This window comes from Microbacterium sp. NPDC056736 (assembly GCF_042790415.1).
Taxonomy (GTDB): Bacteria; Actinomycetota; Actinomycetes; order Actinomycetales; family Microbacteriaceae; genus Microbacterium.
In genome coordinates this window covers 211,481-238,388 of record NZ_JBHTZE010000005.1, presented here as the reverse complement: position 1 = coordinate 238,388, position 26,908 = coordinate 211,481, and the positions used below count along the sequence as shown (strand labels likewise).

Sequence of the window (26,908 nt, the reverse complement as noted above, 5' to 3'; positions counted from 1 at the left end):
CTCACTCCTCCCGGCGCACCTCGGCGGGGAGCTTGTCGCGCCGCAGGCCCCGCCACCGCGGGTGGCGGAGGATGCCGCCGGGCGTGAACTCCCCGTACTCCACCTCGCCGACCAGCTCCGGCCGCACCCACAGCGCGTCGCGCGCGTCGAGCGGCGGCACGCCCACGAGCGGGTTGTCGTCGGTGCGCAGCGGCAGGAGCGTCGTCATCAGCGCCTTCAGGGTGGAGTCGCTGAAGCCCGAGCCCACGCGGCCCGCATACCGCAGGCCATCCTCGTCGGGAATGCCGAGCAGCAGCGAGCCGAACGTCGTGCTGCGGCCGCCCTTCCCCGGTCGGATGCCCGCGATCACGACCTCCTGCGTGCGCGTGAGCTTCACCTTGAGCCAGGCATCCGATCGTCTGCCACGCAGATATCGCGAGGCGGGATCCTTCACCACGATCCCCTCCAAGCGCAGCTGCTCGCTGGTCTGGAGCGCCGCGTCCACGTCGTCGAACACCGGCGGGACGGCGATGGGATCGACGGATGCCGCAGCCACCGCTTCCAGCACGTCGCGGCGCTCACGCAGCGGGAGGTCGGCGAGGTCGTCGCCGTCGTGGGCGAGCACATCGAAGAGGTAGTAGCGCACCGGGGTACGGCGGGCCTCGCGGGCGATGTCGCCCGCGCGCTCGAGGTTCATCCGCGTCTGCAGGAGCGGGAAGCTGGGCCGCCCGTCCGGCTCGAGGGCGACGAGCTCGCCGTCGACGACGCAGGGCGCCCCGCCCAAGCCCGCGTCGAGAGCCGTCAGCTCGGGGTAGCGGTGGGTCACCTCGTTGCCGCTCCGCGCGAACAGCCGGAGGCGCCGGCCATCCCACGCGCCCACGGCGCGGATGCCGTCCCACTTCATCTCGACCCACGCGGTGTCGCCCCCGTCGCGCTGCGCCCATCCCCGGGCCGCCGTCCGCGCCTGGACGGGCGTCGCACTCGAGGCGAGCATCGGGCGCAGATCGGCCGTCCCCGCGGACGAGGGCTCGTCCGCCTGCGGTGTGGGCTCGACGACGATGCCGTCCGGCTGCGGCCGGCCGTCGGCATCCGTCTTCATCCGATGCAGGAGCCAGCTCGACTTCTCGCCCTCGCCCTGCGTGCGGATGAGCGCCAGGCGGACGCGCCCCAGCGGGCCGCCCGGCCGCCCCTCGAGCGTCGCGATGATCTCGTCGTCGCGCCACTTCTCCAGGTCGTAGCGTCCGTCGTCCCAGATGGTCACGGTGCCCCCGCCGTACTCGCCGGCGGGGATGGTGCCCTCGAACGTCGCGTACTCCATCGGGTGGTCCTCGGTCATGATCGCGAGGTTGTTGCGCTTGTACGAGTGCGGGACGCCGCGCGGCACCGCCCAGCTGACCAGCACGCCGTCGTGCTCGAGCCGGAAGTCCCAGTGCAGCGCGGTGGCGTGATGCTCCTGGATCACGAAGCGCGGGCGCTCGCCGCTCGGGGTGGTGCCGAGCGGGTTGGCGGGCACCGGCTCGGGCGTGCGGTCGGCGCTGCGCTTGGAGATGTACGTCGACAGCGGTCCTGCCTCCGCCTCCCGTCCGCCCGCCTGGAAGCCCAGCGCCGCCATCGGATCCCCGATGGTCTCGATCCGCTCGAGCACCTCGGTGAAATCGAGATGACCGAGACCCGGCTCGTCGAGTTCGCTCCAGGTGCGCGGTGCGGCGACCGTCGGATGCGCGCGGCCGCGCAGCGAGTACGGGGCGATGGTCGTCTTCGAGCCGTTGTTCTGGCTCCAGTCGATGAGCACCTTCCCGTGCCGCTCGGACTTCTTCATGCTGCTGACGACCAGGTCGCGATGGTCGGCCTCGATCGCCCGGGCGAGCTCGTTCGCGAGCGCCGACGCCTGCTCGGGCGTCTGGCCGGGCGGCAGGGCCGTATAGAGATGGATGCCTTTGCTTCCGCTCGTGACCGGGTACGGCTCGAGTCCCATGTCGACGAGGATGGTGCGCGCCCAGCCGGCGACCACCGCGCATTCGGCCAGCCCCACGCCCGGACCGGGGTCGAGGTCGAGCACGAGACGGTCGGCGGGGCCGCGTTCGCCGGCTGGCGTGAACCGCCACTGCGGCACGTGCAGCTCGAGGCTGGCGACCTGCGCGAGGTAGACGAGGGTCGGCACGTCGCCCACCAGCGGATAGTCCTTGGTTCCCGACGAGTGGGGGATCGGCATCCGTCTCACCCACGAGGGCGCACCCCGCTCGAGGTCCTTCGCGAAGAACACCATGCCCGGGTCGTCCTCGGTGCCGACGCCGTCGGGCCAGCGCTTGCGGGTCACCGGGCGCCCGATCACGTGAGGGATGAGGACCTCTGCGACGCGCGAGTAGTAGTCGATGACCTCGCCCTTGGTGGTGCCGGTCTCGGGATACAGCACCTTGGCGAGGTTGGTGATGCGCAGACGACGGCCGCCGATGCGCACCAGCTGCTCGTCGCCCGCCATAGGCCCATCCTGCCCTGTCGTGCAAGCCCGGTGCGCAGGGCTAGCCGCGGGCGGTGTGACGGGTGTCTACTGGTGTGGTGAGGGCGATCTGGAAGGGTGCGCTGACGTTCGGGCTCGTGAACGTCCCGGTCAAGGTCTATGCCGCGACCGAGGATCACGACGTGTCGCTGCACCAGGTGCACAACAAGGACGGCGGTCGCATCCGCTATCAACGCAAGTGCGAGGTGTGCGGCGAGGTCGTCGCGTACCAGGACATCGACAAGGCGTACGACGACGGCGAGCGGACCGTCGTGCTGACCAAGGACGATCTCGACGCGCTGCCGGCCGAGCGCAGCCGTGAGATCGACGTCGTCGAGTTCGTGCCCAGCGAGCAGATCGACCTGCTCACGCTCGACCGCGCCTACTACCTCGAGCCGGATTCGGCGTCGCCGAAGGCGTACGTGCTGCTGCGCAAGACGCTCGAGCAGACCGATCGCACGGCCATCGTGCGCTTCTCGCTGCGCCAGAAGACGCGCCTGGCGGCGCTGCGGGTGCGCGGCGACGTTCTGGTGCTGCAGACGCTGCTGTGGGCCGACGAGGTGCGCGAGGCGGCCTTCCCCGCACTGGACGAGCCGGTGCGGATCTCGGCGAAGGAGCTGGAGCTGTCGGCATCCCTCGTCGAGAGCTTCGCGAGCGACTTCGACCCGGAGGAGTTCACCGACGAGTACCAGCAGGAGCTGCGGACCCTCATCGAGGCGAAGCTCGAGAAGGGCGACGCGCTGGACACCACCGAGACCTTCGGCGAGCAGGAGGAGGAGACCGGCGGCGAGGTCATCGACCTGATGGCGGCGCTGCGGGCGAGCGTGGAGAAGTCCCGGGCGGCGCGCGAGGGCGGCTCGAAGGGGGCGGGCAAGGGCGCCGACGCCGACGCCGACGCGAAGCCGGCGGCCAAGGCATCCGCGAAGAAATCCTCGACGAAGACGACCGCCAAGAAGCCCGCGGCGAAGAAGAAGGCCTCCTGAGGATCAGCCCTTGGGCGCCTCGTCGTGCTCGGGGCCGCGGTCGAAGACGTCCTGGTCGAGCACGAGCGCCTCGGCCTCGTCGTGGTCGGTGACGACGTCCTCGCCCGCCGCGGCCGCCTTCTTGGCCTTGCTGCGCTCGCGGAGGTAGTGCCACAGCGTCACGACCGCGGTGCCGCCGACGGCGGCGAGCAGGATGAGGTCGATGTAGTTCTCGACGAAGTCCGCCACCGGCGGGATGAAGCCGATGAGGTAGCCGAACATCGTCAGGCCGAAGCCCCAGATCACCGCGCCGATGAAGTTGTAGAGCGTGTACTTCCACTTGTTCATGTGGCCCACGCCGGCGGCGACGGGTGCGAACGTGCGGACGATCGGCACGAAGCGGGCGAGGATGATCGTGAGCCCGCCGAAGCGCTCGAAGAACGCGTTGGTGCGCTGGACGTTCTTGACGCTGAAGAGGCCGGACTCCTTCTTCTCGAAGACCGCCGGACCCCCCTTGTGGCCGATGTAGTAACCGACTTCACCGCCGATGAACGCCGACAGTCCGATGAGGAGTGCGACCCACCACACGCTCAGCCCGAAGACCCCGTGCGGCGCGTACGGCTGGGGGTGGGACAGGAGCCCGGCGATCACCAGCAGCGTGTCGCCCGGCAGCAGGAAGCCGACCAGCAGGCCGGTCTCGGCGAACACGATGAAGCAGACGACGACGAGCGCCCAGGGGCCCGCCCATCCGATGATGGCGGCCGGGTCGAGCCACGGGATCAGGGCGGTGGGAACAGCATGCACGATGAGGGTTTCCCGTCGTCAGTCGGCGGAGGATGCGAGCGCTCGCGTGCGGAAGGTGGGACTTGAACCCACACGCCCGAAGGCACAGGAACCTAAATCCTGCGTGTCTGCCAATTCCACCACTCCCGCGAGTGGGATCAGTCTACTGACGGGACCGCCGATCGGCTGTCGGGCTGACCCCCGGATCGCGGGCGGGTTCAGCGGCGAATGCCGAACAGGAAGTAGCTCGCCGGGCCGATCCAGTTGACGAGGATCGCCGGGATCCACACCGGCTTGGGTCCGCGCACCTCTTCGGCTCGACGGTGAGCGAGATCCCAGAAGGCGAGGAATGCGAAGGCGGCCTGCAGGAGGCCCAGGACGCCGAGCCCGGCCTTCGCCCCCGGCGTCAGTTCTCTCTTCATCGTGGTCATCGTCGTCCCTTTCGTCGCCGACTCCCATCCTGCCCCGCTCGGGCGTCCGCCGCATCTGTGGATAACTTCCGGCTGGCTCGGTGCCGAATTGCCAGGATGCTGGGGTGACTTCTCCCGCCGCTCCCGTCGCGACCCTCGTGGCCGAGCGGGTCCGCGAGAGGCTGCGCGCGGAGCGGTCGGATCCCACCCGCGATCCCGAGTTCGCCGCGCAGATCGCGCGGGCCGAGGTCCGCCGGCACAACGACTTCGCGCTGGCGCGTGGCCTCGCACCGGTCGACGACGAGACGGCGTGCGTGCGGGAGGTGCTCGCGGCCGTCGCCGGGTTCGGGCCGTTGCAGGCGTATCTCGACGATCCGACCGTCGAGGAGGTGTGGATCAACGCGCCGGACCGGATCTTCGTCGCGCGCGGCGGTGTGCCCGAGCGCACCCCGCTCATGCTCACCGACACCGCGGTGCGGGACCTCGTCGAGCGGATGCTGCAGTCCAGCGGCCGTCGCGTCGACCTGAGCCAGCCGTTCGTCGACGCATCGCTTCCCGACGGCAGCCGCCTGCACGTCGTCATCCCCGAGATCACGCGTCGGCACTGGGCCGTCAACATCCGGAAGTTCCTGCCGGCCTACCGCGATCTCGGGCGACTGGTGGCCGCAGGATCCCTCGCGCCGGAGGCGGCCACGATGCTGCGCGACGCGGTCGTCGCGGGGCGGTCGGTCCTCGTGTCGGGGGCGACCCACGCGGGCAAGACGACGCTGCTCGGCGCGCTCATCGCCGCCTGCCCTGCGGACCACCGGATCGTCACGGTGGAGGAGACGTTCGAGCTGGCGGTCGCCGCCCCCGACCTCGTCGCACTCCAGGGCCGCCAGCCGAGCCTCGAGGGGACCGGCGAGGTGACGCTGCGCCGCCTGGTCAAAGAGGCGCTGCGCATGCGGCCCGACCGGCTCGTGGTGGGCGAGGTCCGCGACGCCGAGGCGCTCGACCTGCTCCTGGCACTGAACACCGGTGTGCCGGGCATGGCGACGATCCACGCCAACTCGGCGCGCGAGGCGCTGAGCAAGCTCGCCGCGCTGCCTCTGCTGGCCGGGCGGAACATCGACTCGGGCTTCGTGCTGCCGGCCGTGGCGTCGTCCGTCCAGCTGGTGGCGCACTGCGAGCGCGAATCGACCGGCGCGCGGCGGGTGGTGGAGATCGTCGAGCCCGCCGGCGTCGAGGACGGTGTCATCGCGGCGCGCACGCTCTACCGGGCGGGTCCTTCATGACGTTCGTCTGGGGTGCCGTGCTGGCGGCCGGTCTGCTGCTGATGGTGTCCCCGTGGATGTGGCCGGCAGGCTCCCGGCCGACGCCGGATACCCCGCGGCGCGGACGCCTGTCGCGCCTGCTCGAGGACGCCGGCATGCCGCGGGTATCGGCGGCGGCGACGGTCGTGGTCGCCGGAGTCTGCGCCGTCGTGGCCGCCGCGGTCGCATGGCTGATCGCCCCCGTGGCCGCGCTCGCGCTCGTCGCGGCGGCGGCCGGGGCGGCCGCGCCGTTCGCGTGGCTGCGAGCGCGGCGCTCGAAGCTCCTGCGTGCGCGCCGTGGCCTGTGGCCGGACGTCTGCGATCTCCTCATCGCCTCGGTGCGTGCCGGCATGTCGCTGCCCGACGCCGTGGCCGGTCTCGCCGATTCGGCGCCGGCCGAACTCCGTCCCGCCTTCGCGGGTTTCGCCCGAGACATCTCGGCCTCGGGCCACTTCGAATCGAGCATCCAGCGACTGAAGACGGCTCTGGCCGATCCGGTGGCCGATCGCATCGTCGAGACGCTGCGGATGGCGCGCCAGGTGGGCGGAACGGAACTGACGCCGGTGCTGCGCGCGCTCGCCGCCTCGGTGCGCGCGGACGCCGCCCTGCGGGCGGAGGTCGAGTCGCGTCAGTCGTGGATCCGCGGCGCGGCCGTGCTGGGCGTGGTCGCACCCTGGGTCATCCTCGCGCTCCTCGCGATGCGACCCGAGGGCGCCGGCGCCTACAGCAGCCCGACGGGCATCGCGCTCATCGTGACGGGCGCCGCCGTGTCGGTCGTCGCGTACCGGCTCATGCTGCGGCTGGGTCGCCTGCCGGAGCCCCGGCGGTGGTTCGGGTGAGCGGTCTCGTGCTGGGCGACATGGCTTACGCCGTGGTGCTGGGCACCGCGCTGGGCGTGGGCGCGTGCCTGCTCTTCTCGCTGGCGCCCCGCTGGGGTGCGCCGAGTCTCGCGCGTCGGATCGCCCCGTACGTCCGCGACGTCACCGATGCGCGCGGCCTCGACGTGTCTCCCGGCGGCGGGTCCGCTTTCGCATGGTCCGCGTTCGCGCAGCGCCGGCTCGCGCGACTCGCCGGCGGCGACGCCGTCCTGGCACGCCGGCTGCATCGCGCCGGGTGGACGATCGACCCGGCGACGTTCCGTGGGCGCCAGCTCGCGTGGGCGGTCGTCGGCCTCGGCGGGGGCGGCGCGCTCGTCGTTGTGCTCGTGCTGCTGGGGCGCGGATCGCCGGCTCTCGGGCTGCTTCCGCCGGTGGCAGCGGTCGCCGCCGCACTCGGATACGACGCGTGGCTGGGCCGGGCAGCGCGCTCGCGCGCCGCGCGCATCGAGGAGGAGCTTCCCACGGTGCTCGAGTTCCTGGCACTGTGCCTCTCGGCGGGCGAGGGCATCCTCGACTCGCTGCGGAGGGTGAGCGAGGTCGGGGCCGGCGAGCTCACCGCGGAGCTCCGCGGCGTCGTGGTCGCCGTGGGCACCGGGTCGCCGCTGTCCGAGTCGCTGTCGCGCCTGGCCGGCGGGCTCGAGATCCCGGCGCTCGCCCGCGCCGTCGACCAGCTCGTCGCAGCCCTCGAGCGTGGTGCCCCGCTCGCGAACGTCCTGCAGGCGCAGGCGATCGATGCGCGTGAGGACGCCAAGCGGGCCCTCATCGAGCGCGCGGGGCGGAAGGAGATCTACATGCTCTTCCCGCTCGTGTTCCTGATCCTTCCCCTGAGCGTCCTGTTCGCGGTGTTCCCGGGGATCTTCATGCTTCGACTCGGACTCGGCTGACCGCCGGAAGGAGAAATGATGAAAGCACGGATGCAGCGGCTGACCACGCGGGTGCGCGCGGCGATGCACGACCTCGCCGTCGACGACCGCGGTGACGTCCCCGGGTGGGTCCTGATCACGCTTATGACAGCGGGCCTGGTGGTGGTGATCTGGGCGATGGCCGGTCCCGCGCTCGCCGATCTCTTCGAGCAGGCGATCAGCCGCGTCTCCGGTCTGTGATCCGGTGCGTCTCGTGGCCGCCCGCGCGACGGCGAACCTGCGCGCTCGGCTGGCCGCGGAGCTCCGCGACGACGCCGGTGCCAGCCCGGTCGAGTTCGTGCTGGTGGGGACGCTGCTGACCGTCCTCACCCTCGGTGTGCTGCAGTTCGGCCTGGCGGTGTACGTGCGCAACGTCATCCACGATGCTGCGGTGGAGGGTGCGTACCATGCGGCACTCGCCGACACGACGCTCGAGGACGGCGCAGAGCGCACCCGGGAGATCGTCTCCCGCACGGTCGGCGCCGGGTACGCGAGCGACGTCGCCGTGCGCGAGACCTCCGATCTCGGCCATGACGCCGTCGAGGTCCGGGTCGCCGCGACGCTGCCGCTCCTCGGCCTGCTCGGAGCCCCGCGTGCCCTGGAGGTGACGGCGCATGCGCCGGTCGAATCCTTCGACTGATGACGACGGGGAGCGCGGGTCGGCCGCGCTCGAGTTCATCCTCGTCGGCCTGCTCATGCTCGTTCCGCTCGTCTACCTCGTGGTGGCACTGGGGATGATCCAGGGTCAGAGCCTCGGTGCCGAGGCGGCCGCGCGGCACGTGGCGCGGGCGGTGTCGACGGCGGCGGATGCCGCCGACGCCCGGCAGCGGGCGGATGCCGTCGTCGCCGCGGTCTCGGACGAGTACGACCTCGCCGAGGTCGATCTCGCGATCGCGTGCGCGCCGGAGGGCGCATCCTGTCCCCGTGCCGGGGCGATGCTGCGTGTGACGGTCCGCACCTCCGTCTCACTCCCTCTGGTGCCGCCGGTGCTCGGCCTGGATCGCCTCGTCGCGGTTCCCGTCGAGGCGTCGGCCGCCCACAAGGTCTCGCGTTTCTGGAGCGGAGGATGACCGGCCGGTGGCGGGCGGCCCTCGCGATTCGCCGTCGGGTCGGCGACCCCGACGACGAGGGCAGCGTGCTCCTGCTGACGCTGGGCTACGGCGTGCTCGCCATCGCGGTGATCCTCGTGTGCACGGCCGCCACCAGCCTGTATCTCGCGCAGAAGCAGCTGGATGCGGTGGCGGATGCCGCGGTCCTCGCCGCTGCGGACGGCTTCGAGCTGTCGGTGGTCGATGGTGAACCCGTCGCGCTGCTCGACGACGACGGCGTGCGTCGCGAGGCCCAGCTGATGATGGATCAGATCGGCGGGAGTGCGCGGCTGGTGTCGGCGTCGACCCCGGACGGCGTGTCCGCGCGGGTCACCGTGGCCGGGGTGTGGCATCCGCCCCTCATCGCCCCGTTCGTGCCGGACGGCCTCGGGCTGGAGGCCACGGCGACCAGCCGCACGGCGCTCCGCTGACGCGGCGACCCCGGGGCCTCACTCGTCGGCGGTCGCGCCGGCACGCGCGGCCAGCGCGACGGCCTCCACTCGGGAGTGGACCCCCAGCTTGGCCAGGAGGTTCTGCATGTGCGCGCCGACGGTCTTGATGCTGATGCCCATCGCGGCAGCGACCTGCTTCTGACTCAACCCTTCGGTGGTGAGGGTGAGCACTTCGCGCTCTCGACGGCTCAGAGCCGACAGACGGCGGAGGTCGGCGGTGGCGTTGCGCGCGGGTTTCGTGCGCTCGATCAGCCGGCGGACGCGCGCCAGAAACTCCTCGGCGTCCATCGACTCCGCGGCGTAGTCGTCGGCGCCGACCAGGAGCCCTGCCACGACGTCGGCCGGCGTGATGCGGTCGGCCGAGACGAGCACGGCCGGCATGTCGGGTCCGTAGCGATCACGAAGCTCGCGAAGGAAGCTGCACCCCCCGTCCTCGACCTCGAGGATCGCCACGGCGGGCGCCTGCCCGTTCAGCCACCGCGCGGCGTCAGCTGCCCGCTCGAACGCCGCCGAACCCAAGCCCAGCCTGCTCAGGAGCGCCACATAGTCGCCGCGCACGTGATCCCCAGCGACCACCAACGCGAAAACCTCTTCCTTGCTCACGATTCCTCCCCGAATCGCGCGCCTCTCGCTCGGGAGCAGACCACCCTAAGGAGTTTCCCCAAACCCGGGTGCGGGTTCACCCGATGGTTGCGTCCCCACGCGGTTCCTAGCGTAAGCGCTGGGCCATGCCGTTACCAGTGGCGTGGCGACCTGGGGAAAAGGGGAGGACCAATGTCCCAGATAATGCGGCGACGTTCGATCGCCGCCGGAGTCACAGGCTGTCTGGTTGCAGCCTTCGTACTAGGTGGCGCTTCCGCCGCATCAGCCGCCGACGGACCGTACACGATCGGCGCGATTCCGCCGGCGACGCCCCTCATACCGGACGCCGGCACCACGGAGTTGCCGGACTTCTTCGGCAACGTCAAGGAGCTGGGACCGCTCAACTCCAGCACGACCAAGATCGGTGTCATCCACGACGACGCCGTGCCGACGCTCGGTCTCACCAACCCGAATGCGCAGGTCGACCTGAGGAGAGCATGGATTGACACTGCAAAGGATCCCGTCACCCAGCATGACTGGCTCTACTTCGCATGGGAACGCGACTCGAATAACGGCAGCGGATTCATCGCATTCGAGTTCATGCACCAGAAGGCGCCGACCACCTGCACGTTCCCCGTTACGCCAGAGAACACCGAAGCGCTGATCGCCAACTGCAACCCGTGGGCGAACCGCGAGGCGGGCGACTTCATGATCCTGTGGGACCAGCAGGGCAACAGCACCGACCTCTACCTGCGCACGTGGAGCGAAGTCAACGGCAACCTCGTGCTCGGTGCGCCCGGACTGCTCGACGCAACTGAGTCGGCCGCAGCCTATGGCGACAATAACTTCAAGGGCGAGGCGGCCATCGATCTGACCGCCATCCTGTCTGATGGCGTTCCGGCGTGTCTGGTCATCTCGAATGTGATCCCCAGCACGGTGACCGGCAACTCCGACACTGCCGATTACAAGGACACAGTGCTAGCGCCGTCTCCCGAGCTGAGCAACTGCGAAGGCAGCGTCGTCACCACACCGAAGCTCTCGGACGGAGAGACGAACGTTCCCAGCAATGCCGACATCGGGACGGGGATCCTGGCCGTCAAAGACTCCGCCGTCGTCGACGTCACGGGGGGTGAGCCTGACCCAGCGGGAACTGTACAGTTCTTCCTCTGTAAGGTCACTGGCTCGGCCCTTTGCACCACCGGAGGAACGGATGTCGGGATAGTCGACGTAGAGGACGTCGATAATGAGTATCCAGTGACGGTCGTGTCGCCAACCGCTTATGTCACCTCTGCCGGCCGCTATTGCTGGCGAGCTGTGTACAGCGGTGATCTTGCGAATGGGATCGGAGGCGACGAGGACTCCAGCATGTCGGAGTGCTTCAACGTGGCCCCGGTGACACCGACTCTCGCCACCACCGCCGGTGATGACGTGCTGCTGGGCAACGCTGTCACCGACACCGCCAACCTCACGGGGCTCGCGACGCAGCCGGCCGACCCGGTGATCAACCTCACTGGGGCGAGCGGACCTGCCGCCGGTGGAACCGTGACGTTCAAGCTGTACAAGGCGCCGGCCATCACAGGCAGCCCGTGCGGCACCCTCGTTCACACCTCGTCTGCGACGGCGATCGTGACGGGGCAGCAAGCAGGGACCGCTTCGGCGACCGCTTCGTTCACCCCGACGTCAGCCGGGTCGTATCACTGGGTGGCGGAATACAGCGGGAACCTCCCGAATACCAACGCGACAACCCACAACACCGGCTGCACCGATACGAACGAGGATGTGAACGTCACGAGCGTTCCATCGTCGCTCACGAGCGCCCAGCGATGGGTTCCGAACGACTCCGTGACCATCACGGTGCCGGCCAACACGGGCGCCTTGGCGGGCAACGTCGACTTCGAGCTGTACACGAACGGCACCTGCAGCGGGACTCCCGTCTACACGCTGTCGAATGTGGCAGTAACGGCAGCGCAGCCGACGGCGACCACCGCGAACACCACTGCCTATCTCGCGACAGGCAACTTCTCATGGCGAGTCAACTACGACAGCACCAACGACGCCCAGCGCGACATCGACTGGACGTGCCACGAGACGTCGGCGCTGACGGTCAGCAACGGCGGCACTGTCAGCAGCGGACCGTGATCCGAAGGTGACATAGGAGAGTCGCAACGACCGGCCCCGCACAACTCGCGCGGGGCTGGTCTTCCGTTGCGTCCTGCCGGCTACCACCCGTGGGCGTTGAGCCACTCGCGCCGGTGGCGGACCTCGTCATCCGTCTCCGCGGGATCGGACGTGTCGTGCTCGATCAGCCGACCGGTCTCGTCGAGATCGATGAGCCGCAGACAGACCGGGCACAGCGCGCGGCCGTTCGGGAAGCCGTCGGGCAGCGTCGCTGCGGGCTCCCTGGGCTCGCCGGAGCCCGGGCACCGAGGCGGGTCGGCGGCGGCATCCGTCCACATGATCGTGCGGTGGCGGTGCAAGCCGGGGTGGTCGAAGGGCCGTGTGCAGCGGCGCCCGTCGTTGCGACTGCGGCAGAACTGCACGACCTCGCTCACGGGCGCACCCGGGGGACGTAGCGCGGGACCCAGCGCACGAAGGCGAGTGCGCCGAGCAAGCCGATGGCGCCCATGACTCCGGAGGCGACGGCGAGGGAAGAGACTGCAGCGATGCCCGAGACGAGCAGCGGGGCGACGGCGCCACCCGCGTCGGTGAGTGTGCGCCACGAGCCGAGGAAGGCCGCCGGCTCGGTCTTCGGTGCCACGTCGGCGCCGAGTGTGAGCAGGATCCCGCTGGACAGACCGTTGCCGACGCCCAGCACCGCGGCGAACATCGCGAACCACATCGCGGCGTCCGGGAGGTCGTGCGTGAAGGCGAGCGCGACGAAGCCCGCGCCCATGAGCAGCATCGCCGGGAGGGCGGCCCACAGGCGCCCGAAGCGGTCCATCACCTGACCGCTGGCGTAGAACAGCGCGAAGTCGATCGCTCCCGAGATGCCGACGACGAGGGCGATCGTCTGCGCGTCCAGGCCGATCGACACGCCCCACAGCGGCAGGACGACCTGGCGTGCGGAGCGGACGGATGAGAGGGATGCCGCGGCCAGCCCGAGCGTGGAGAGCACACGGCGGTGGCGCCACATGGTGCGCAGCACGCCCGTGCCCGGCCCTGCCGTGCTGCCCGAGCCACCGGTGCGCCGGATCGGGATCGAGCCCGTGACGGGTTCGCCGGTGTCCTCGGTGTCCATGCGCCCGTCGCCCGCGCCGGGCGCTCCGGGGACGAGGAGCTTCTTCTCGGGGTCGGGACCCAGCAGCACCAGGAGGATCGTGCCGACGAGGCATCCGCCGAAGAACCAGATCGCGGCGCGCTCGTCGCCGAGCAGCGCCAGCAGTGCGGCGGCGACGAACGGGCCGATGAACATGCCGAGCCGGAAGGTGCCGCCCAGCAGCGACAGGGCGCGCGCCCGGAAGGCGAGCGGCACGCGGGTGGTCATGAAGGAATGTCGTGCGAGTCCGAACGCGGCGGCGCAGAACCCGATGACGAACACCGCGGTCGCGAACAGGCCCAGCGAGGGAGCGAGCGCCATGCCGGCGACACCGGCGAGGGAGAGGAACCCGGCGATAGCCATCGTGAGACGCTCGCCGATGCGGGCGACGGCCCAGCCGGCGGGGAGATTGCCGCACAGTTGCCCGACGACGAGCGCCGAGGCGACAAGGGCGGCGGTGGCGACATCCGCGCCCAGCTGAGCGGCGATCACGGGGATGAGCGGGATGACGGCGCCCTCGCCGAGCGCGAACAGCACCGTGGGGCCGTAGATCATCGGGCCGAACCGCCACAGCACGTCGCGGGCAGTGGGGGCGCCTGCGTGATCGGTCATCGCTTCCACGTTAGTCTGGAGTGTCATGCTCGACTTCGATCCCTCCGCCGACATCCAGGCCCTGCGCTCCACGTTCGCCGACATCAAGGCCGTGGTCGACGTCGAGGCACTCACCGCCGACATCGCCCGCCTCAGCGAGGAGGCCGGCGCGCCCGACCTGTGGGACGACGTCGAGAAGGCCCAGAAGGTCACCAGCGCCCTCAGCCACCGCCAGGCCGAGCTCAAGCGCGTCACCGACGTGGAGCGGCGCCTCGACGACCTCGACGTGCTCGTGGAACTCGCCAACGAGATGGACGACGAGGACTCCGCCGAGGAGGCGCGTCACGAGATCGCCGAGCTCGAGGACATCGTCAGCCAGCTCGAGGTGCAGACGCTCCTGGACGGCGAGTACGACGAGCGCTCCGCGGTCGTCACGATCCGCTCCGGCGCGGGCGGCGACGACGCCACGGACTTCGCCGAGATGCTCATGCGCATGTACCTGCGCTGGGCGGAGCGCCACAAGTACCCCGTCAAGGTGATGGACACGTCGTACGCCGAGGGCGCGGGCATCAAGTCGGCGACGTTCGAGGTCGACGCGCCCTATGCCTATGGGACGCTGTCGGTCGAGGCCGGCACGCACCGCCTCGCGCGCATCAGCCCGTTCGGCTCGGCCGACAAGCGCCAGACCTCGTTCGCCGCGGTCGAGGTCATCCCGGTGATGGAGGAGGCCGTCGAGGTCGACATCCCCGAGGGCGAGATCCGCGTCGACGTCTTCCGCTCGTCCGGTCCCGGCGGCCAGTCGGTCAACACGACGGACTCCGCCGTCCGGCTCACGCACCTCCCCACGGGCATCGTGGTGTCGATGCAGAACGAGAAGTCGCAGATCCAGAACCGCGCTGCCGCCATGCGCGTGCTGCAGACCCGCCTGCTCCTGCTCAAGCGCGAGGAGGAGGCGGCGAAGAAGAAGGAGCTCGCCGGCACCATCACCGCGAGCTGGGGCGACCAGATGCGGTCGTACTTCCTCTACGGGCAGCAGCTCGTGAAGGACCTCCGCACCGGCTACGAGGTCGGCAACCCCGCGATCGTCTTCGACGGCGATCTCGACGGGTTCATCTCGGCGGGCATCCGCTGGCGCAAGCGCAAGGACGACGACGACTGACATCCGCCGGGCACGGGTGACCGCACCGGACGGGCCGACCCGCGCCCGTCGCGGCATCCGCGTCAGAACGGTGCGGCAGGCTCGGCGGCCGATGCGCGGAAGACGGGCACACGCCGCTCGGGCGTGACGAGGTAGCGTCGCCCGGCAGGGGAGGTCCACTGCAGCGCGCCCCCGCCTTCTGCGACCTGTTCGACCCGCCAGCCGCCGTGATGCTTGATCGTATGGTGGCCCTTGCAGAGGGGAGCCAGGTTGTCGAGCGAGGTCTCGCCGCCGTGCTCCCACGCCACGGTGTGATCGATCTCGCATCTGGAGGCCGGGATCCCGCATCCGGGAGCCATGCATCTGTCGGCTCGCCACCGGACCAGCCGCCTCAGCCCCGGCGGCGGACGGTATTGGTCGCGACCGACGGAGAGCACCGCGCCGGTCTCGGGGTGGGTGAGAACCCGCATCCAGCCGTCGGCGCCCCCGCACAGCTCTCGCGCGCGCGACAGCGTGATCGGCCCGACGCCCTCGACCACCGCCGGCGCGTCGGGGGAGTCCCCCGGGCCGGATGCCGCATCCAGCAGTGCGAGAGCCGGCACGGTGACGGTGACGGCGGCCCGGATGCCGCGCGCCTGGGGCACGAGCGCCGCGGTGTCGCCGTCGACGAGCAGGTCGCCGAGCACGTCGGCACGCCGCTGATCGAGCGTGCGCTCCTCATCGGCCGCCGCGCCCAGCACTCTGGCCATGGCCGTGATCCGGCCCTGGATCGCGCGTGCCTCCACTGCAGGGATGAAGGCGTGCAGCCACGCCATGCCATCGTCGGCGGGCTCGACCACCACGCGGCGCTGTCGAAGAGCGGCCTCGTGACGTTCCGCGAGCGTCGCCGAGCGCTCGCTCTCGATCATTCTGCTGAGCTGTCTGCGGAACGCGCCGACGGGGAGCTCCTCGGCCAACTGTGCCGCGCGCTCGGTGAGTCTGGCGCGCACATCGGGCTCGACGCCGTCGAGCGCGTCGACCAGGATCTCGGCATGCCGCTCGCTGATCCTGGCGCGGTGGAGGGCTTCGAGCACCGCCGGGTACCGGTGCACGAGTGCCTGGGCCATGCCCAGAAGGTGCGCCGCAGCGGCCTCGGTGACGCGCAGCGCCGCCGCGAGCTCCAGCCGCACCGACCTCTCGACGACGGCGGCGATCGCGTCGCCGTAGCGCTCGTCGGCGAGTGCGCGACGCCGCAGGGCGTCGACGCGGACGAAGCGCTCCGAGGCGAAGACCGCCATCATGTCGTCCACCTCGGTCACGAGGTCGAGCTCGTCGGGCACGGCCGCGGCGGCGCCGGCCCACGCGTCTTCATCGACCGGCACGTCGTCCACATGCTCGACGCCCGCGTGCGGGTCGGCGTCGGCCGCGCCGTCCGGTTCCGAGGTGGTCATGCTGTGATATTAGAACATACCTACGACATTCCGTCGGGCGGGCGAGCGGCGCGTGATCCGATGACAGAAGGGGGAGTCCGCGGACGGCGGATGCCTCAGCCTCGGGTGTCGCTGGACCGCACCGGGGGTCATCCGCATAGGCTCGTTAGGCCATGATCCGGTTCGAGAACGTCACGAAGCGCTTTCGCGGCACTGCGAAGCCTGCCCTGAGCGATGTCGACTTCGAAGTGCAGCGCGGGGAATTCGTCTTCCTCGTCGGCGCCTCGGGATCGGGGAAGTCGTCGTGCCTGCGGCTGATCCTCCGCGAAGAGACGCCGAGCGAAGGGCGGGTCGTCGTGCTCGGCCGCGACCTGCGCACGCTGTCGAACCGCAAGGTGCCGTACTTCCGCCGCCATGTCGGCGCCGTGTTCCAGGACTTCCGGCTACTGCCCACCAAGACGGTCTTCCAGAACGTCGCCTTCACCCTGCAGGTGATCGGCTCCTCACGCGGCTTCATCCAGCAGGCCGTGCCCGAGGTGCTCGCCCTCGTCGGACTCGCCGGCAAGGAGAAGCGGTTCCCTCACGAGCTCTCGGGTGGTGAGCAGCAGCGCGTCGCGATCGCCCGCGCCCTGGTCAACCGTCCGCAGATCCTGCTCGCGGACGAGCCCACCGGCAACCTCGACCCCGCGACCTCCATCGACATCATGCAGCTGCTCGCCCGCATCAACGCCGGCGGCACGACGGTGGTCATGGCCACCCACGAGGCCGGCTTCGTCGACCAGATGCAGCGTCGCGTGATCGAGCTCCGCCACGGCGAGATCGTGCGCGACGAGCGGCACGGCGGCTACGGCGACCGCTCGAATCTGCCCAGCCTCACGCCGGAGCCCGAGCGCGGCGCGGCCGCCGTGGCCGCCCTCACCGCGGTGCTCGAGGTCCAGCGCGAGGCCTCGCTCGCCGCCGCGGCGGGCCTCGACCCGACTCTCGTGCGCGGTGACGACGAGCAGGCGGGAGAGACGGATGCCGTGTCTCCCGGTGTCGCCAGCGCGGCCGTCGCGGCCGCCACGGCCGCGACCGCGGCGGCGCTCGCGGCGGACGAGCTGCGGAAGGCCCAGGCGCTCGAGCATGCGGTCGAGGAGCCCGTGGGCGAGGACGCCGCGGCCGGGGAGGCATCCGCTCCTCCCGCCGCGGCCGTGCCGTCGCAGACGCAGACGATGCCCGTCATCGACCAGATCGAGGTGGCGGAGCTGGGGCTCGCCGACCGGCTCGGACTCGGCGAAACCGATCCCGACGACGAAGTGGGGCCCACCTCATGAGGTTCGGACTCATCATGTCGGAGGCGTTCACCGGCCTCCGGCGGAACGTCTCGATGGTCATCTCGGTGATCCTCGTCACGTTCGTGTCGCTGACGTTCGTCGGCGCCGCCATCCTCATGCAGATGCAGATCGTGACGATGCGCGACTTCTGGGTGGACCGCGCGCAGGTCGCGATCTACATGTGCACCGAGATCTCCACGAACGAGGCGACGTGCGCGGACGGGGAGGCGACGCCCGAGCAGATCGAGGAGGTCCGCGGCAAGCTCGAGGGCAGCGCGCTGTCGCCCCTCATCCGCGACATGGTGTTCCTCGACCATCAGCAGGCCTACGAGGAGCTGCTCGACCTGGTGGGGGAGGAGGACGCCAGCGTCGTCACCCCCGAGCAGGTGAACGAGACCTTCCGCATCACGCTCGTCGATCCGGCGCAGTCGGCCGTCATCATCGAGGCGTTCACGGGCACTGCGGGGGTCGAGCAGGTGCAGGACCAGCTGCAGTACCTCGAGCCGCTCTTCTCCGCACTGACGGTGGCGACCTACATCGCTGTCGGCATCGCGGCTCTGATGCTCATCGCGGCCGTCCTCCTCATCGCCACGACGATCCGGCTCTCGGCGTATGCGCGAAGACGGGAGCTCGGCATCATGCGCCTGGTCGGGGCGTCCAACCGGTTCATCCAGACGCCGTTCATCCTCGAGGGCGTGTTCGCAGCGCTGCTGGGATCCGTCCTGGCCAGTGCGGCCGTCATCGCGGGGGTGCACTTCGGCGTGGACAACTATCTGCGCAACCGGGTCGACTTCGTCACGACTTGGGTCGATCTGGCGGATGCCTGGCTCGTGGTGCCCGTTCTCATCCTGGTCGGCATCGGGCTCGCGGCCCTGTCGGCGGGATTCGCGATCCGGCGGTGGCTCCGCGCGTGATCGCGCGGCTCGCTCCGGGGTAGACTGAAAGGCTGCCGTGCGGCCGTCGGTCCTCAGGGACCCCCCGCGGGGCACACTTCGACACGCTCAGCAACCGGCGCATACGCCCAGCAACCGATAAGGAGTCGCCATGCCCAAAGAACGCGGGGAGAAGGTCGTGGCGACCAATCGCCGTGCCCGCCACGAGTACGCCATCGAGAAGACCTACGAGGCGGGCCTCGTGCTGACCGGCACCGAGGTGAAGTCACTGCGCGAAGGCCGCGCGAACCTCACCGACGGCTACGCCTACATCGACGGCGGCGAGGCGTTCCTCGACGCGGTGCACATCCCGGGGTACTCGCAGGGCCACTGGACGAACCACTCCGCCAAGCGCACGCGAAAGCTGCTGCTCCACAAGGACGAGATCATCAAGCTGTCGCACGCCGTCTCCGCGGGCGGCTACACGCTGGTGCCCCTCAAGCTGTACTTCTCGGACGGCCGCGCCAAGGTCGAGATCGCGGTGGCGAAGGGCAAGCGCGAGTTCGAGAAGCGCCAGACGATCCGCGAGCGCGAGGACAAGCGAGAGGCCGAGCGCGCGATGCGCACCCGGAACCGCCTGGGGGACTAGTCCCGGGCCTCACCGTGCGGCGAACCGCGCCTCCACAGCGGCCGAGATGACGATGTCCTCGGGCTGCAGCTGCACGGCGGGGCCGCCGCCCGCGGCATCCGCGGCGAACGACGCCTTCGCGACCATCATGCGCGGCGCCGGCGTCATCTCGGGGCGTTCCTGGCGGTCGAGCAGGCCGACGTCGGCGAGTTCGAGCGCGGCGACGTCGGACAGCCCGAGAGCGCCGGCGTAGGCCGCGGCTCGCGCCACGGCGACCCCGACCGCCTCCGTCGCCACGGAGCGCTCCACGGAGGTCCGGGTCTCAGGGGTCAGCTTCCACTCGATCCAGCCGAGCTGCACTCCCTCGCGCTCGGCGACCTCGCCGGCCCACCAGGAGAGGACGGCGAAGTCGGTGAACGTCACCGAGAAGTCGACGGTGGCGTAGTGCACCGGAGCGAGCCGGCGGCCCTCGTTGTTCCACGGACGCTCGGACCACACCGAGACGCGCTGGCTCGTCCACTCGGCGACGGTGCCGGCGGCCTTGCGCGCCGCCAGGTCGTCGCGTACCGGCTCGGTGAGCGCCGACATCCGCTCCACGACGGCCCCCCTCTCGGGTCCCTCGGCGCGGATGGTCAGGTGCGCGATCGCGCGTTCGGGGGCGATGCGGGTCTCGTGCTCCCCGCGGACGGTGATGACGACGTCGCTCATGACGCCGACTCTACGCACCGCCGCGCCATCGGCCGAGAAATCTTCATTCACCTGCATCCAAACCGGCGTGCCGGCGGGAATCACCTGTCAATGGGCGGCGAACCGGTCGCCCCGACGAAGGAGGACCACCGTGCGAAACAAGATTCTCGCGGGCATCGCCGCCGGGGCCGTCGCAGCCCTCGGTCTGATGGTCGCACCCGCCACCGCCGCCACCGCCGACGGGGCCCAGCTCTCGGTGCTTCACGGCATCCCCGACACGCCCGTGGACGTGTACGTCAACGGGGAGCTCACGATCGACGACTTCCAGCCGGGCGACCTCGCGGGCCCGCTGGACCTGCCCGCCGGATCGTACGAGGTCGCGCTGACGGCGACGGACGCCACCGACGACAGCTCGCCGGTGCTCGGACCAGTCACCCTGACGCTCGAAGGCGGCAAGAACTACACCGCCGTGGCCCACTTGAACGAGGGCGGCGACCCGACCGTGACGCCGTTCACCAACGACACCGCCGCCACCGCGGCGGGTGAAGGTCGCCTGACCGTTCGCCACGTCGCCGCGGCGCCCGCTGTGGATGTGCTCGCGGGCGGCTCTCCGGTGATCGAGGATCTGACGAACCCGAATGAGGCCACGCTGAACCTGCCGGCCGGCACCATCTCGGCATCCGTCGCCGCCGCCGGCACCACCGATCCCGTCCTCGGGCCGACCGACGTCGCGGTCGAGGAGGGCGCCCTCACGATCGTGTACGCGTGGGGAAGCCTCGAGGACGACAACCTGGCCGTCGCTGTCCAGACGATCTCGGGTCTGCACTCGGCTCCTGACGGGGTCCCCTCGGGCAGCGGCGGCCAGCTCGCCGAGCGCGACGCGATGATGCAGTCCCTGTTCGTCTTCGCCGGGCTGGCGATCGCGGCCGCGGCTGCGGCATCCGTCGTCGCCGTCCGCGCCCGCGCGAACCGCTGAGGACAGCCGACGTGGCGAGGGCGACCGCGGGAGCGCTGACGGCTCTGGCGGTCGTCCTCGCGCTGGCGGGGTGCGGCTCGGCCGATGCCGAGTCCGCCCCGCCACCGGCGGCATCGACGGTGACGGCGACTCCCACGCCGATCCCCACTCCCGCCGTCGACGTGCCGATCGCGGCGGCCACCCAGGCGCCCGTGCGGGATCCCCAGCCGCCGGCGCGGGTGGTCGTCGCCTCCGCCGACGTCGATGTGCCGGTCGTCCCGGTCGGCGTCGAGACCGGGGGCTTCATGGAGCTCCCCGTCGATCCGGCCATCGCCGGGTGGTACCGGTTCGGGTCGGACCCCGCCAGCGCCGACGGCAACGTCGTGATCTCGGCGCATGTGGATGCTCCTTCGTACCCGATCGGGCCGTTCAGCCGCCTGCGAGACCTGGCAGCCGGGGAGGTCGTGGAGGTGACGGATGCCGCGGGCTCCGTGCACCGCTATTCCGTCGAGTCGGTCACCTACTACCCGAAGGCCGACCTTCCGGTGGACGATCTGTTCGCCCGCTCCGGCACGAGAGCGCTCGTGCTCATCACGTGCGGGGGCGCGTTCGACCCCACGAGCGGGCGGTACGCCGATAACGTGGTCGCCATCGCGACCCCGATCCCCTGAGCCGGCGACGTCGCCGACCGCGATGAGGATGAGAGGACACAGCGTGGAAGAGGCGCACGAGCGGGAGCTGAGCGATCGCTTCCGCAACGGCGACGAGCGAGCGCTCGAAGAGATCTACCGGCGGTGGTCGCCGGTCGTGTTCACGATGGCGCTGCGCTTCGTCGGCGACCGCGGCGACGCCGAGGACGTCACGCAGAAGGCGTTCGTCTCGGCGTGGACGTCGCGCCGGTCGTACGACCCCGCCAAGGCGAAGCTGTCGACGTGGCTGATCGCGATCACGCGGCGCCGCATCGCCGACACGCTGGAGGCGCGCGCCCGCGTGCGGGCGCTGCAGCAGGAGCTGCAGCGCTTCACCACGCCCGAGGACGTCGTCGGCGCCGAGATCGACCTCGGCGACCGTCTGCTCCTCGCGGACGAGATCGACCGGCTGGAGCCGGATGCGCGCCGCGTGGTGCGGCTCGCCTTCTACGACGACCTCACACACGAGCAGATATCCGAGAGGCTGGGCATGCCGCTCGGTACCGTGAAGAGCCATATCCGGCGAAGTCTCACCCGCCTGCGCAGTCGATTGGAGGTCGGCCATGTCGCATCTTGATCCCGACCGTCTCTCGCTGATCGCACTCGGCGAGACCGCCACGGCGGAGGAGCGCGCGCACCTCGATGTGTGCGACGAGTGCGCGCTCGAACTGGCCGAACTCGAGTACACCGTCGTGGTGGGCCGGTCCACCGTCGCGCTGGGAGACCTGCAGGCGCCGCCCGAGCGGGTCTGGGACCGCATCGCCGCCGAGGTGAAGCTCGGCGCCGCGGAGGGCCCCGCACCGGATGCGGATGACGGGATGCCGGGGGCCGCGGGCGCGGCATCCGCTCCTGTCGAGGACGCGCCCGGCGCGCCGGACGCCGAGAAGCCGGCCACCCGCAGACGCGGCATCCGTCTCCTGTTCGCGCTCGCGGCCAGCCTCGCTCTCATCGTCGCCGTGGTCGGCACCTGGAACTTCGTGCGTCAGCCCGAGCCGGTCGAGCTCGCCTCCGCGACACTCGACGCGTTCCCCGCCCATCCGGGTGCCTCCGGCTCCGCGGTGGTGGTGGAGAAGCCCGACGGCGAACGGCAGGTCGAGGTGGACCTCGACGACGGCGAGCAGGGCGACGGGTTCCGCGAGGTCTGGCTGATCAAAGCCGACGCCTCCGCGCTCGTCAGCCTGGGTGTGCTGAAGGGCAGCACCGGCGTGTTCGAGGTTCCCGACGACATCGACCTGCGCGAGTACGTGCTCGTCGACATCTCACTGGAGCCGGAGGACGGCGATCCCGACCACTCCGGGGACTCGATCGTGCGAGGTGAGCTCGGGTTCGCGTGACGGTCGGGGCGCGCACAACCGCAGGGCGGCGTGGCCGCCGCGACTGCCACATGCTCGGCCGCGGCGCAAGCCGCTCCGCACGACCGCCACTGCGGCCTATCGTCGTGCACACGGCAGACCCACGACGACAGGAGCATGGCGATGTCCCGCAACGTGAGGGTGCTCAAGTGCACGCCGGAGGACGTGTTCGAGGTGCTGGGCGACGGCTGGCTGTACCCCGCATGGGTCGTCGGCGCGTCCCGCATGCGAGAGGTCGACGAGCGGTGGCCGCAGGCGGGGTCCGAGGTGCATCACTCGTTCGGCATCTGGCCGGTGCTCATCGACGACAAGACGGTCGTCGAGGAGTACGTGCCGTCGCAGAAGATGGTGATGCGGGCTCGCGGCTGGCCGATCGGTGAGGCGCGCGTGACGATCGACGTCAAGCCCCGCGGCGAGGAGTGCGTCGTGCGCATCCAGGAAGAGGCGGTCGCCGGTCCCGGGCGGCTGGTGCCGGCGCCGCTGCTCGACATCCCGCTGCACTGGCGCAACGAGGAGACGCTGCATCGGCTGGCGTATCTCGCGGAAGGCCGGGCGACGCGACGCACCTCGGCGTCGACGGCCGAGAAGGAGATGGCAGCGTCGGGGGAGGAGTCGCACGACGCCTCCTCGACGGCCTCGGCCGCGAAACCGGCGGCCGCGAAGCCAACCGCCGCGAAACCGACCGCTGCGAAGTCGTCCAGCGCGACGGCGACCGCCGCGAAGCCGAATGCTGCGAAGCCGACCGCCAGGAAGCCGGCAGCCGCGAAGACTCCGGATGCGGAGGCGTCATCGCCGTGAGCACGCGCGCCCGGCCGGGAGGCGAGGAACTCGATGCCGTGATCGTCGGCGCGGGGCCCAACGGCCTCGCGGCCGCCGTGACTCTCGCTCGCGCAGGACTGCGTGTGCGCGTGTTCGAGCGCGCCGATCAGGCGGGAGGCGGCGCCGCCACCCGCGAGCTCACGATTCCGGGCTTCCTGCACGACGTGTGCTCCGCGGTGCACCCGATGGCGTTCGAGTCGCGGTTCTTCCGCGAGTTCGGCCTGCGCGACCGCGTGGAGTTCGTCACTCCCGAGATCTCGTTCGGCCATCCGCTGGACGGCGGGCGCGCCGGCATCGCGTACCGTGACCTCGCCCGCACGCGCGACAACCTCGGCAGCGACGGCCGCGCCTACGAGCAGCTCATGCGCGGGCTGGTCGCGCGCGCGACCGAGGTCGCCGAATTCACCGGGTCGGCACTGCTGCAGGTGCCGCAGGATCCCGCGACCGCCGTGGCGTTCGGCCTCCGCGCCCTCGAGCAGGGGACACCCGCGTGGAACGCCCGCTTCCGGCAGGACGTCGCTCCCGCCTTGCTCACCGGTGTCGCCGCGCACACGATCCTGCCGGAGCCGAGCGTCGCCGCGGCGGGCGCCGGCCTGGCGCTCACGGCGTACGCACACGCCCGCGGCTGGCCCATCCCCGTCGGCGGCAGCCAGGCGATCATCGACGCGATGGTCGACGACCTGCGTGCGCACGGCGGTGAGGTGGTGCTCGACCACGAGGTCACCTCCTTGGCGGCGCTGCCCGCCGCCCGCGTGACCGTGCTGGACGTCACACCCAAGGCGCTCATGCGGATGGCGGGGGATGCCATGCCCGAGAAGTACCGCAGGGCGCTGCGGCGCTTCCGGTACGGCGACGGCGTGGCGAAGGTGGACTTCGCCCTGAGCGAGCCCGTGCCGTGGTCGCATCCCGAGCTGCGCCACGCCGGCACGGTGCACGTCGGCGGAACGCGCGCCGAGGTGGCGGGGGCCGAGAATGAGGTCAACCGCGGGCGGATGCCGGTGCGGCCGTACGTGCTCGTGTCGCAGCCGACGCTGTTCGACGCCACCCGCGCCCCGGCCGGGATGCACACGCTGTGGACGTACACGCATGTTCCCGCGGGCAGCCCCGTCGACCGGAAGGAAGCGGTCATCCGGCAGATCGAGCGCTTCGCTCCTGGCTTCCGCGACACGATCGTCGCCGCGAGCTCGCGTAGCGCCCGTGAGGTCGAGCGGCACAACCCGAACTACCCCGGGGGCGACATCGCCGCGGGTGCACCGACCTTCCCGCAGATCCTCGGCCGCCCGGTGTTCAGCCCCGACCCGTGGCGCACGCCCATGCCCGGGGTCTACCTCGCCTCGGCGTCGACCGCACCCGGACCCGGCGTGCACGGGCTGCCCGGGTGGTTCGCCGCCCTCAGCGCGCTCCGCCACGACTTCGGCACGCGTGCCTTGCCCGACCTGTCGCCCCGCACCCGCGGCAGCTGAGGCGGACAGCGCGAGTGAAGGTCGTCCCCGGCACCGGCGGGAGCGGCCGCACCGTACGCGGCTGTGGAGAGTGGCCGGGAATGGCGGGGGGCATGGCATCCGTTGTAGACTGATGTGCTCGGATGCTTCGGCACCCGGGTGTTGGCAACTCCACAGTGTGACAGCGGCCCTTCGCGAGAAGGAACCACCTCGATTCGAGGACACGGGGATGATCGGTTTCGACATCGCCTGCGAATCTGCGTGAAGCGGGCCGAGGATGCAGGGTTATCTCGTAAACGCTCCTTGCAAACCAATAACTGCCGAAAAGAAGCAGTCCGCGTTCGCCCTCGCTGCCTGAGCAGCGAGCCCGACGCCGTCAATCCGTGACTGATCCCGTCACGGGTATTGGCGTCATCTAGGGATCTTGCTGCGTGACGTCGCCTGAGCGCCACGCGGGACTCTTATCAGGATGGGCTCGTCGACTTAGGTGTCTGTGACAAAGGTCGGAGCCGAGTAGAACGTCTTCACAGACTGCGCCCGGAGAAACCGCAGTTACTCAGCGATGGACGGGGGTTCGATTCCCCCCATCTCCACCAACCGCTGTCACAGAAGAGGGTCCCAGACCCGCGGAATTCCGCGAGTCTCGGGCCCTTTTCGTTTGTTCGAGCTCGGTGTGGTCTCGCGATTTGCCCACAATTTGCCCACACATCTCGGACTCGCCCACATTCATACCGGAATGAGCCGGGCCACGTCGGCGGCGAGAGCGCCCTGGTTGAGACGTGCGGCGACGTCGGCCAGGTCGTCCTCGAAGAGGTCGGCGTACGTGTCGAGCGTCATCGCCGCGGACTTGTGACCGAGCATCCGCTGCACTGCCTTGACGTTGGCGCCCGACGAGATTGCGAGGCTAGCGGCCGTGTGCCGGAGATCGTGCGGGGTGAGTCGCTCGACCCCCGAGCGCTCGAGCGCAGCCGCGAACCACGAGGTCGTGCCGACGCTGGTCTTCGCCCGCCGGAGGTGGTTGCCGTCGGCGTCCGTGAACACCAGGTCGTCCGCACCCTTGCCTGCACACATCTCGCGGAGCGGCCCCTCGAGGAAGTCGGGGAAGGGCACGACTCGCCGCTCCCAGTTCTTCGGCGCGCCCACCACGATACGTCCCTCTACCTCGACGGCGGCCCGATTCACCTGCATGCGCTGGCGCTCGAAGTTGATATCGCGCACGTGCATTCCGATCGCCTCGCTCCATCGCAGCCCGCAGTAGGCGAGGACCAGGATGAGCGTGCGGTACGTCGAGGTGCTCGCACCTTCAGCGAGCCGAACAACCTCGGCGTGCGTCAGATATCGCCGGGGCTTCTCGGAGCGCTTGGTCGGAAGATTCTGCGCGCCCCGGGCGACGTTCCGGGGGATGCGTCCGTCCCGGACTGCGGTGTCGAGGATGCCGGCAAGCACGCCGAGCGCGCGGTAGACGACCGTCGCGGAGCGCGGCTTGCCCGCGGCACCGCTGCTTTTCGTGCGGGTGGTCGGGGCGGTCCCTTCCGAGAGCTCGCGAATCCACTGTTCGACCTGTGACGCACGGATGTCACCGATGCGGGTGTCTTCCCACCGTGGGCGGACGTAGACGCGCCACGAGGTCTCGAGCGAGCTGTAGGACGAGGCCTTGAGCGAATGGCGCTTGTTACGCATCCACTCGGCGCCGAGACTGCCGACCGTGGCTCGCGCCGCGGCGGGGTCGGTGTAGGACCCGTCGGTGCGGGCGACTTCGATGCGCGCGAGGAAGATCTCGGCCTCGCGCTTGGTCCGGAACCCGCGCTTCTCGACCTGCCGATGGGTGCTGTCGTCGCGCCAGCGGACGCGATAGCGGCGGCCGGCCGCCGCCTGATAGCTCGCGATGCTTCCCATAAGTGCCTCGGCGGTCAGGTTAGCCCAGGCCGGGGA

27 protein-coding genes, 1 tRNA gene, 1 other RNA gene and 1 pseudogene are annotated in these 26,908 nt (G+C 70.6%); 20 read left to right on the top strand and 10 right to left on the bottom strand.

Annotation, left to right across the window (positions count from 1 at the left end; all coding sequences use genetic code 11):
* Position 1: 1 nt before the first annotated feature.
* Positions 2 to 2,458, bottom strand: a complete 2,457-nt coding sequence (locus tag ACFRAL_RS12310; protein ID WP_378883248.1) for an ATP-dependent DNA ligase — start codon at positions 2,456 to 2,458, stop codon at positions 2 to 4.
* A gap of 77 nt (positions 2,459 to 2,535) precedes the next feature.
* Here ACFRAL_RS12310 and ACFRAL_RS12305 point away from each other — a divergent pair, with 77 nt between their 5' ends.
* A complete protein-coding gene (locus ACFRAL_RS12305) occupies positions 2,536 to 3,459 on the top strand; it encodes a Ku protein (protein WP_378883245.1) in 924 nt (307 codons plus the stop codon).
* A 3-nt stretch (positions 3,460 to 3,462) separates the two neighbouring features.
* Here the strand turns inward: ACFRAL_RS12305 and ACFRAL_RS12300 are convergent, their stop codons facing one another.
* The 3 genes from ACFRAL_RS12300 to ACFRAL_RS12290 form a co-directional block, all read right to left on the bottom strand.
* Positions 3,463 to 4,242 carry a VTT domain-containing protein gene (locus ACFRAL_RS12300; protein ID WP_336396813.1) on the bottom strand — a complete coding sequence of 260 codons (780 nt, stop codon included), beginning with the start codon at positions 4,240 to 4,242 and terminating at the stop codon, positions 3,463 to 3,465.
* 47 nt (positions 4,243 to 4,289) lie between these two features.
* Positions 4,290 to 4,371: transfer RNA gene (locus ACFRAL_RS12295), tRNA-Leu, on the bottom strand.
* 68 nt (positions 4,372 to 4,439) lie between these two features.
* Positions 4,440 to 4,643 (bottom strand): PLDc N-terminal domain-containing protein, encoded by a 204-nt coding sequence (locus tag ACFRAL_RS12290; protein ID WP_336396814.1) that lies wholly within the window; start codon positions 4,641 to 4,643, stop codon positions 4,440 to 4,442.
* Positions 4,644 to 4,756: 113 nt separating this feature from the next.
* Here ACFRAL_RS12290 and ACFRAL_RS12285 point away from each other — a divergent pair, with 113 nt between their 5' ends.
* Genes ACFRAL_RS12285 through ACFRAL_RS12255 form a run of 7 tightly spaced genes read left to right on the top strand, consistent with a single transcriptional unit; the run spans position 4,757 to position 9,222 of the window.
* Entirely contained in the window at positions 4,757 to 5,905 is a 1,149-nt protein-coding gene (locus ACFRAL_RS12285; RefSeq protein ID WP_378883240.1) for a CpaF family protein, read from the top strand.
* A complete protein-coding gene (locus tag ACFRAL_RS12280) occupies positions 5,902 to 6,762 on the top strand; it encodes a type II secretion system F family protein (RefSeq protein WP_378883237.1) in 861 nt (286 codons plus the stop codon). Before ACFRAL_RS12285 ends, ACFRAL_RS12280 begins: the two co-directional genes overlap by 4 nt.
* A gap of 20 nt (positions 6,763 to 6,782) precedes the next feature.
* Positions 6,783 to 7,685 carry a type II secretion system F family protein gene (locus tag ACFRAL_RS12275; RefSeq protein ID WP_378883336.1) on the top strand — a complete coding sequence of 301 codons (903 nt, stop codon included), beginning with the start codon at positions 6,783 to 6,785 and terminating at the stop codon, positions 7,683 to 7,685.
* Between the two features lie 30 nt (positions 7,686 to 7,715).
* Positions 7,716 to 7,904 carry a hypothetical protein gene (locus ACFRAL_RS12270; RefSeq protein ID WP_336397125.1) on the top strand — a complete coding sequence of 63 codons (189 nt, stop codon included), beginning with the start codon at positions 7,716 to 7,718 and terminating at the stop codon, positions 7,902 to 7,904.
* A 13-nt stretch (positions 7,905 to 7,917) separates the two neighbouring features.
* Positions 7,918 to 8,343: a TadE/TadG family type IV pilus assembly protein gene (locus ACFRAL_RS12265; RefSeq protein ID WP_378883234.1), complete on the top strand. Its 426-nt coding sequence runs from the start codon at positions 7,918 to 7,920 to the stop codon at positions 8,341 to 8,343.
* Positions 8,318 to 8,773, top strand: a complete 456-nt coding sequence (locus ACFRAL_RS12260) for a TadE family protein (RefSeq protein ID WP_378883231.1) — start codon at positions 8,318 to 8,320, stop codon at positions 8,771 to 8,773. Before ACFRAL_RS12265 ends, ACFRAL_RS12260 begins: the two co-directional genes overlap by 26 nt.
* Positions 8,770 to 9,222 (top strand): pilus assembly protein TadG-related protein, encoded by a 453-nt coding sequence (locus ACFRAL_RS12255; protein WP_378883228.1) that lies wholly within the window; start codon positions 8,770 to 8,772, stop codon positions 9,220 to 9,222. Before ACFRAL_RS12260 ends, ACFRAL_RS12255 begins: the two co-directional genes overlap by 4 nt.
* Positions 9,223 to 9,240: 18 nt before the next feature.
* Here ACFRAL_RS12255 and ACFRAL_RS12250 read toward each other — a convergent pair whose 3' ends face one another.
* A complete protein-coding gene (locus ACFRAL_RS12250) occupies positions 9,241 to 9,846 on the bottom strand; it encodes a response regulator transcription factor (protein ID WP_336396821.1) in 606 nt (201 codons plus the stop codon).
* Between the two features lie 171 nt (positions 9,847 to 10,017).
* On the opposite strand from ACFRAL_RS12250, the gene ACFRAL_RS12245 reads away from it, so the two are divergent.
* Positions 10,018 to 11,964, top strand: coding sequence for a hemagglutinin (locus ACFRAL_RS12245; RefSeq protein ID WP_378883225.1), 1,947 nt, complete (start codon positions 10,018 to 10,020; stop codon positions 11,962 to 11,964).
* Between the two features lie 80 nt (positions 11,965 to 12,044).
* Here the strand turns inward: ACFRAL_RS12245 and ACFRAL_RS12240 are convergent, their stop codons facing one another.
* On the bottom strand, positions 12,045 to 12,377 hold the full coding sequence (locus ACFRAL_RS12240; RefSeq protein ID WP_378883222.1) for a hypothetical protein: 333 nt from the start codon (positions 12,375 to 12,377) through the stop codon (positions 12,045 to 12,047).
* Positions 12,374 to 13,693 carry an MFS transporter gene (locus tag ACFRAL_RS12235; RefSeq protein WP_378883220.1) on the bottom strand — a complete coding sequence of 440 codons (1,320 nt, stop codon included), beginning with the start codon at positions 13,691 to 13,693 and terminating at the stop codon, positions 12,374 to 12,376. Before ACFRAL_RS12235 ends, ACFRAL_RS12240 begins: the two co-directional genes overlap by 4 nt.
* A gap of 25 nt (positions 13,694 to 13,718) precedes the next feature.
* Between ACFRAL_RS12235 and prfB the strand changes: the two genes are divergently transcribed.
* Positions 13,719 to 14,831: a peptide chain release factor 2 gene (gene prfB / locus ACFRAL_RS12230; RefSeq protein WP_336396825.1), complete on the top strand. Its 1,113-nt coding sequence runs from the start codon at positions 13,719 to 13,721 to the stop codon at positions 14,829 to 14,831.
* Between the two features lie 62 nt (positions 14,832 to 14,893).
* On the opposite strand, the gene ACFRAL_RS12225 is transcribed toward prfB, so the two are convergent.
* Positions 14,894 to 16,240, bottom strand: a complete 1,347-nt coding sequence (locus ACFRAL_RS12225; RefSeq protein WP_336396826.1) for a DUF222 domain-containing protein — start codon at positions 16,238 to 16,240, stop codon at positions 14,894 to 14,896.
* Between the two features lie 152 nt (positions 16,241 to 16,392).
* Between ACFRAL_RS12225 and ftsE the strand changes: the two genes are divergently transcribed.
* The 3 genes from ftsE (at position 16,393) to smpB (ending at position 19,053) form a co-directional block, all read left to right on the top strand.
* Positions 16,393 to 17,532 (top strand): cell division ATP-binding protein FtsE, encoded by a 1,140-nt coding sequence (gene ftsE / locus ACFRAL_RS12220; RefSeq protein ID WP_336396827.1) that lies wholly within the window; start codon positions 16,393 to 16,395, stop codon positions 17,530 to 17,532.
* The gene (gene ftsX, locus ACFRAL_RS12215; RefSeq protein ID WP_336396828.1) at positions 17,529 to 18,446 is read left to right on the top strand and encodes a permease-like cell division protein FtsX; all 918 of its coding nucleotides are present in this window, start codon (positions 17,529 to 17,531) and stop codon (positions 18,444 to 18,446) included. Before ftsE ends, ftsX begins: the two co-directional genes overlap by 4 nt.
* Before the next feature lie 130 nt (positions 18,447 to 18,576).
* Positions 18,577 to 19,053: an SsrA-binding protein SmpB gene (smpB, locus tag ACFRAL_RS12210; protein ID WP_378883215.1), complete on the top strand. Its 477-nt coding sequence runs from the start codon at positions 18,577 to 18,579 to the stop codon at positions 19,051 to 19,053.
* Positions 19,054 to 19,062: 9 nt separating this feature from the next.
* On the opposite strand, the gene ACFRAL_RS12205 is transcribed toward smpB, so the two are convergent.
* Positions 19,063 to 19,740 (bottom strand): SIMPL domain-containing protein, encoded by a 678-nt coding sequence (locus tag ACFRAL_RS12205; RefSeq protein WP_336396830.1) that lies wholly within the window; start codon positions 19,738 to 19,740, stop codon positions 19,063 to 19,065.
* A 130-nt stretch (positions 19,741 to 19,870) separates the two neighbouring features.
* Here ACFRAL_RS12205 and ACFRAL_RS12200 point away from each other — a divergent pair, with 130 nt between their 5' ends.
* The 7 genes and pseudogenes from ACFRAL_RS12200 to ssrA all read left to right on the top strand — a co-directional run bounded on the left by ACFRAL_RS12200 (position 19,871) and on the right by ssrA (position 25,572).
* Positions 19,871 to 20,695 (top strand): DUF4397 domain-containing protein, encoded by an 825-nt coding sequence (locus ACFRAL_RS12200; RefSeq protein WP_336396831.1) that lies wholly within the window; start codon positions 19,871 to 19,873, stop codon positions 20,693 to 20,695.
* Positions 20,696 to 20,706: 11 nt separating this feature from the next.
* Positions 20,707 to 21,345: a class F sortase gene (locus ACFRAL_RS12195; protein ID WP_378883210.1), complete on the top strand. Its 639-nt coding sequence runs from the start codon at positions 20,707 to 20,709 to the stop codon at positions 21,343 to 21,345.
* Positions 21,346 to 21,388: 43 nt separating this feature from the next.
* Entirely contained in the window at positions 21,389 to 21,940 is a 552-nt protein-coding gene (locus ACFRAL_RS12190) for a sigma-70 family RNA polymerase sigma factor (protein ID WP_336396833.1), read from the top strand.
* Positions 21,927 to 22,697 (top strand): anti-sigma factor, encoded by a 771-nt coding sequence (locus tag ACFRAL_RS12185; protein WP_378883207.1) that lies wholly within the window; start codon positions 21,927 to 21,929, stop codon positions 22,695 to 22,697. Before ACFRAL_RS12190 ends, ACFRAL_RS12185 begins: the two co-directional genes overlap by 14 nt.
* 141 nt (positions 22,698 to 22,838) lie before the next feature.
* A pseudogene (locus tag ACFRAL_RS12180) lies at positions 22,839 to 23,279 on the top strand (SRPBCC family protein); the annotation flags it as partial.
* Positions 23,280 to 23,509: 230 nt separating this feature from the next.
* Positions 23,510 to 24,997 (top strand): phytoene desaturase family protein, encoded by a 1,488-nt coding sequence (locus tag ACFRAL_RS12175; protein ID WP_378883204.1) that lies wholly within the window; start codon positions 23,510 to 23,512, stop codon positions 24,995 to 24,997.
* Positions 24,998 to 25,201: 204 nt separating this feature from the next.
* Positions 25,202 to 25,572, top strand: a transfer-messenger RNA (tmRNA) gene (gene ssrA / locus ACFRAL_RS12170).
* A 130-nt stretch (positions 25,573 to 25,702) separates the two neighbouring features.
* On the opposite strand, the gene ACFRAL_RS12165 is transcribed toward ssrA, so the two are convergent.
* Complete coding sequence (locus ACFRAL_RS12165) at positions 25,703 to 26,872, bottom strand: tyrosine-type recombinase/integrase (protein ID WP_378883201.1); 1,170 nt, start codon at positions 26,870 to 26,872, stop codon at positions 25,703 to 25,705.
* Between the last annotated feature and the right edge of the window lie 36 nt (positions 26,873 to 26,908).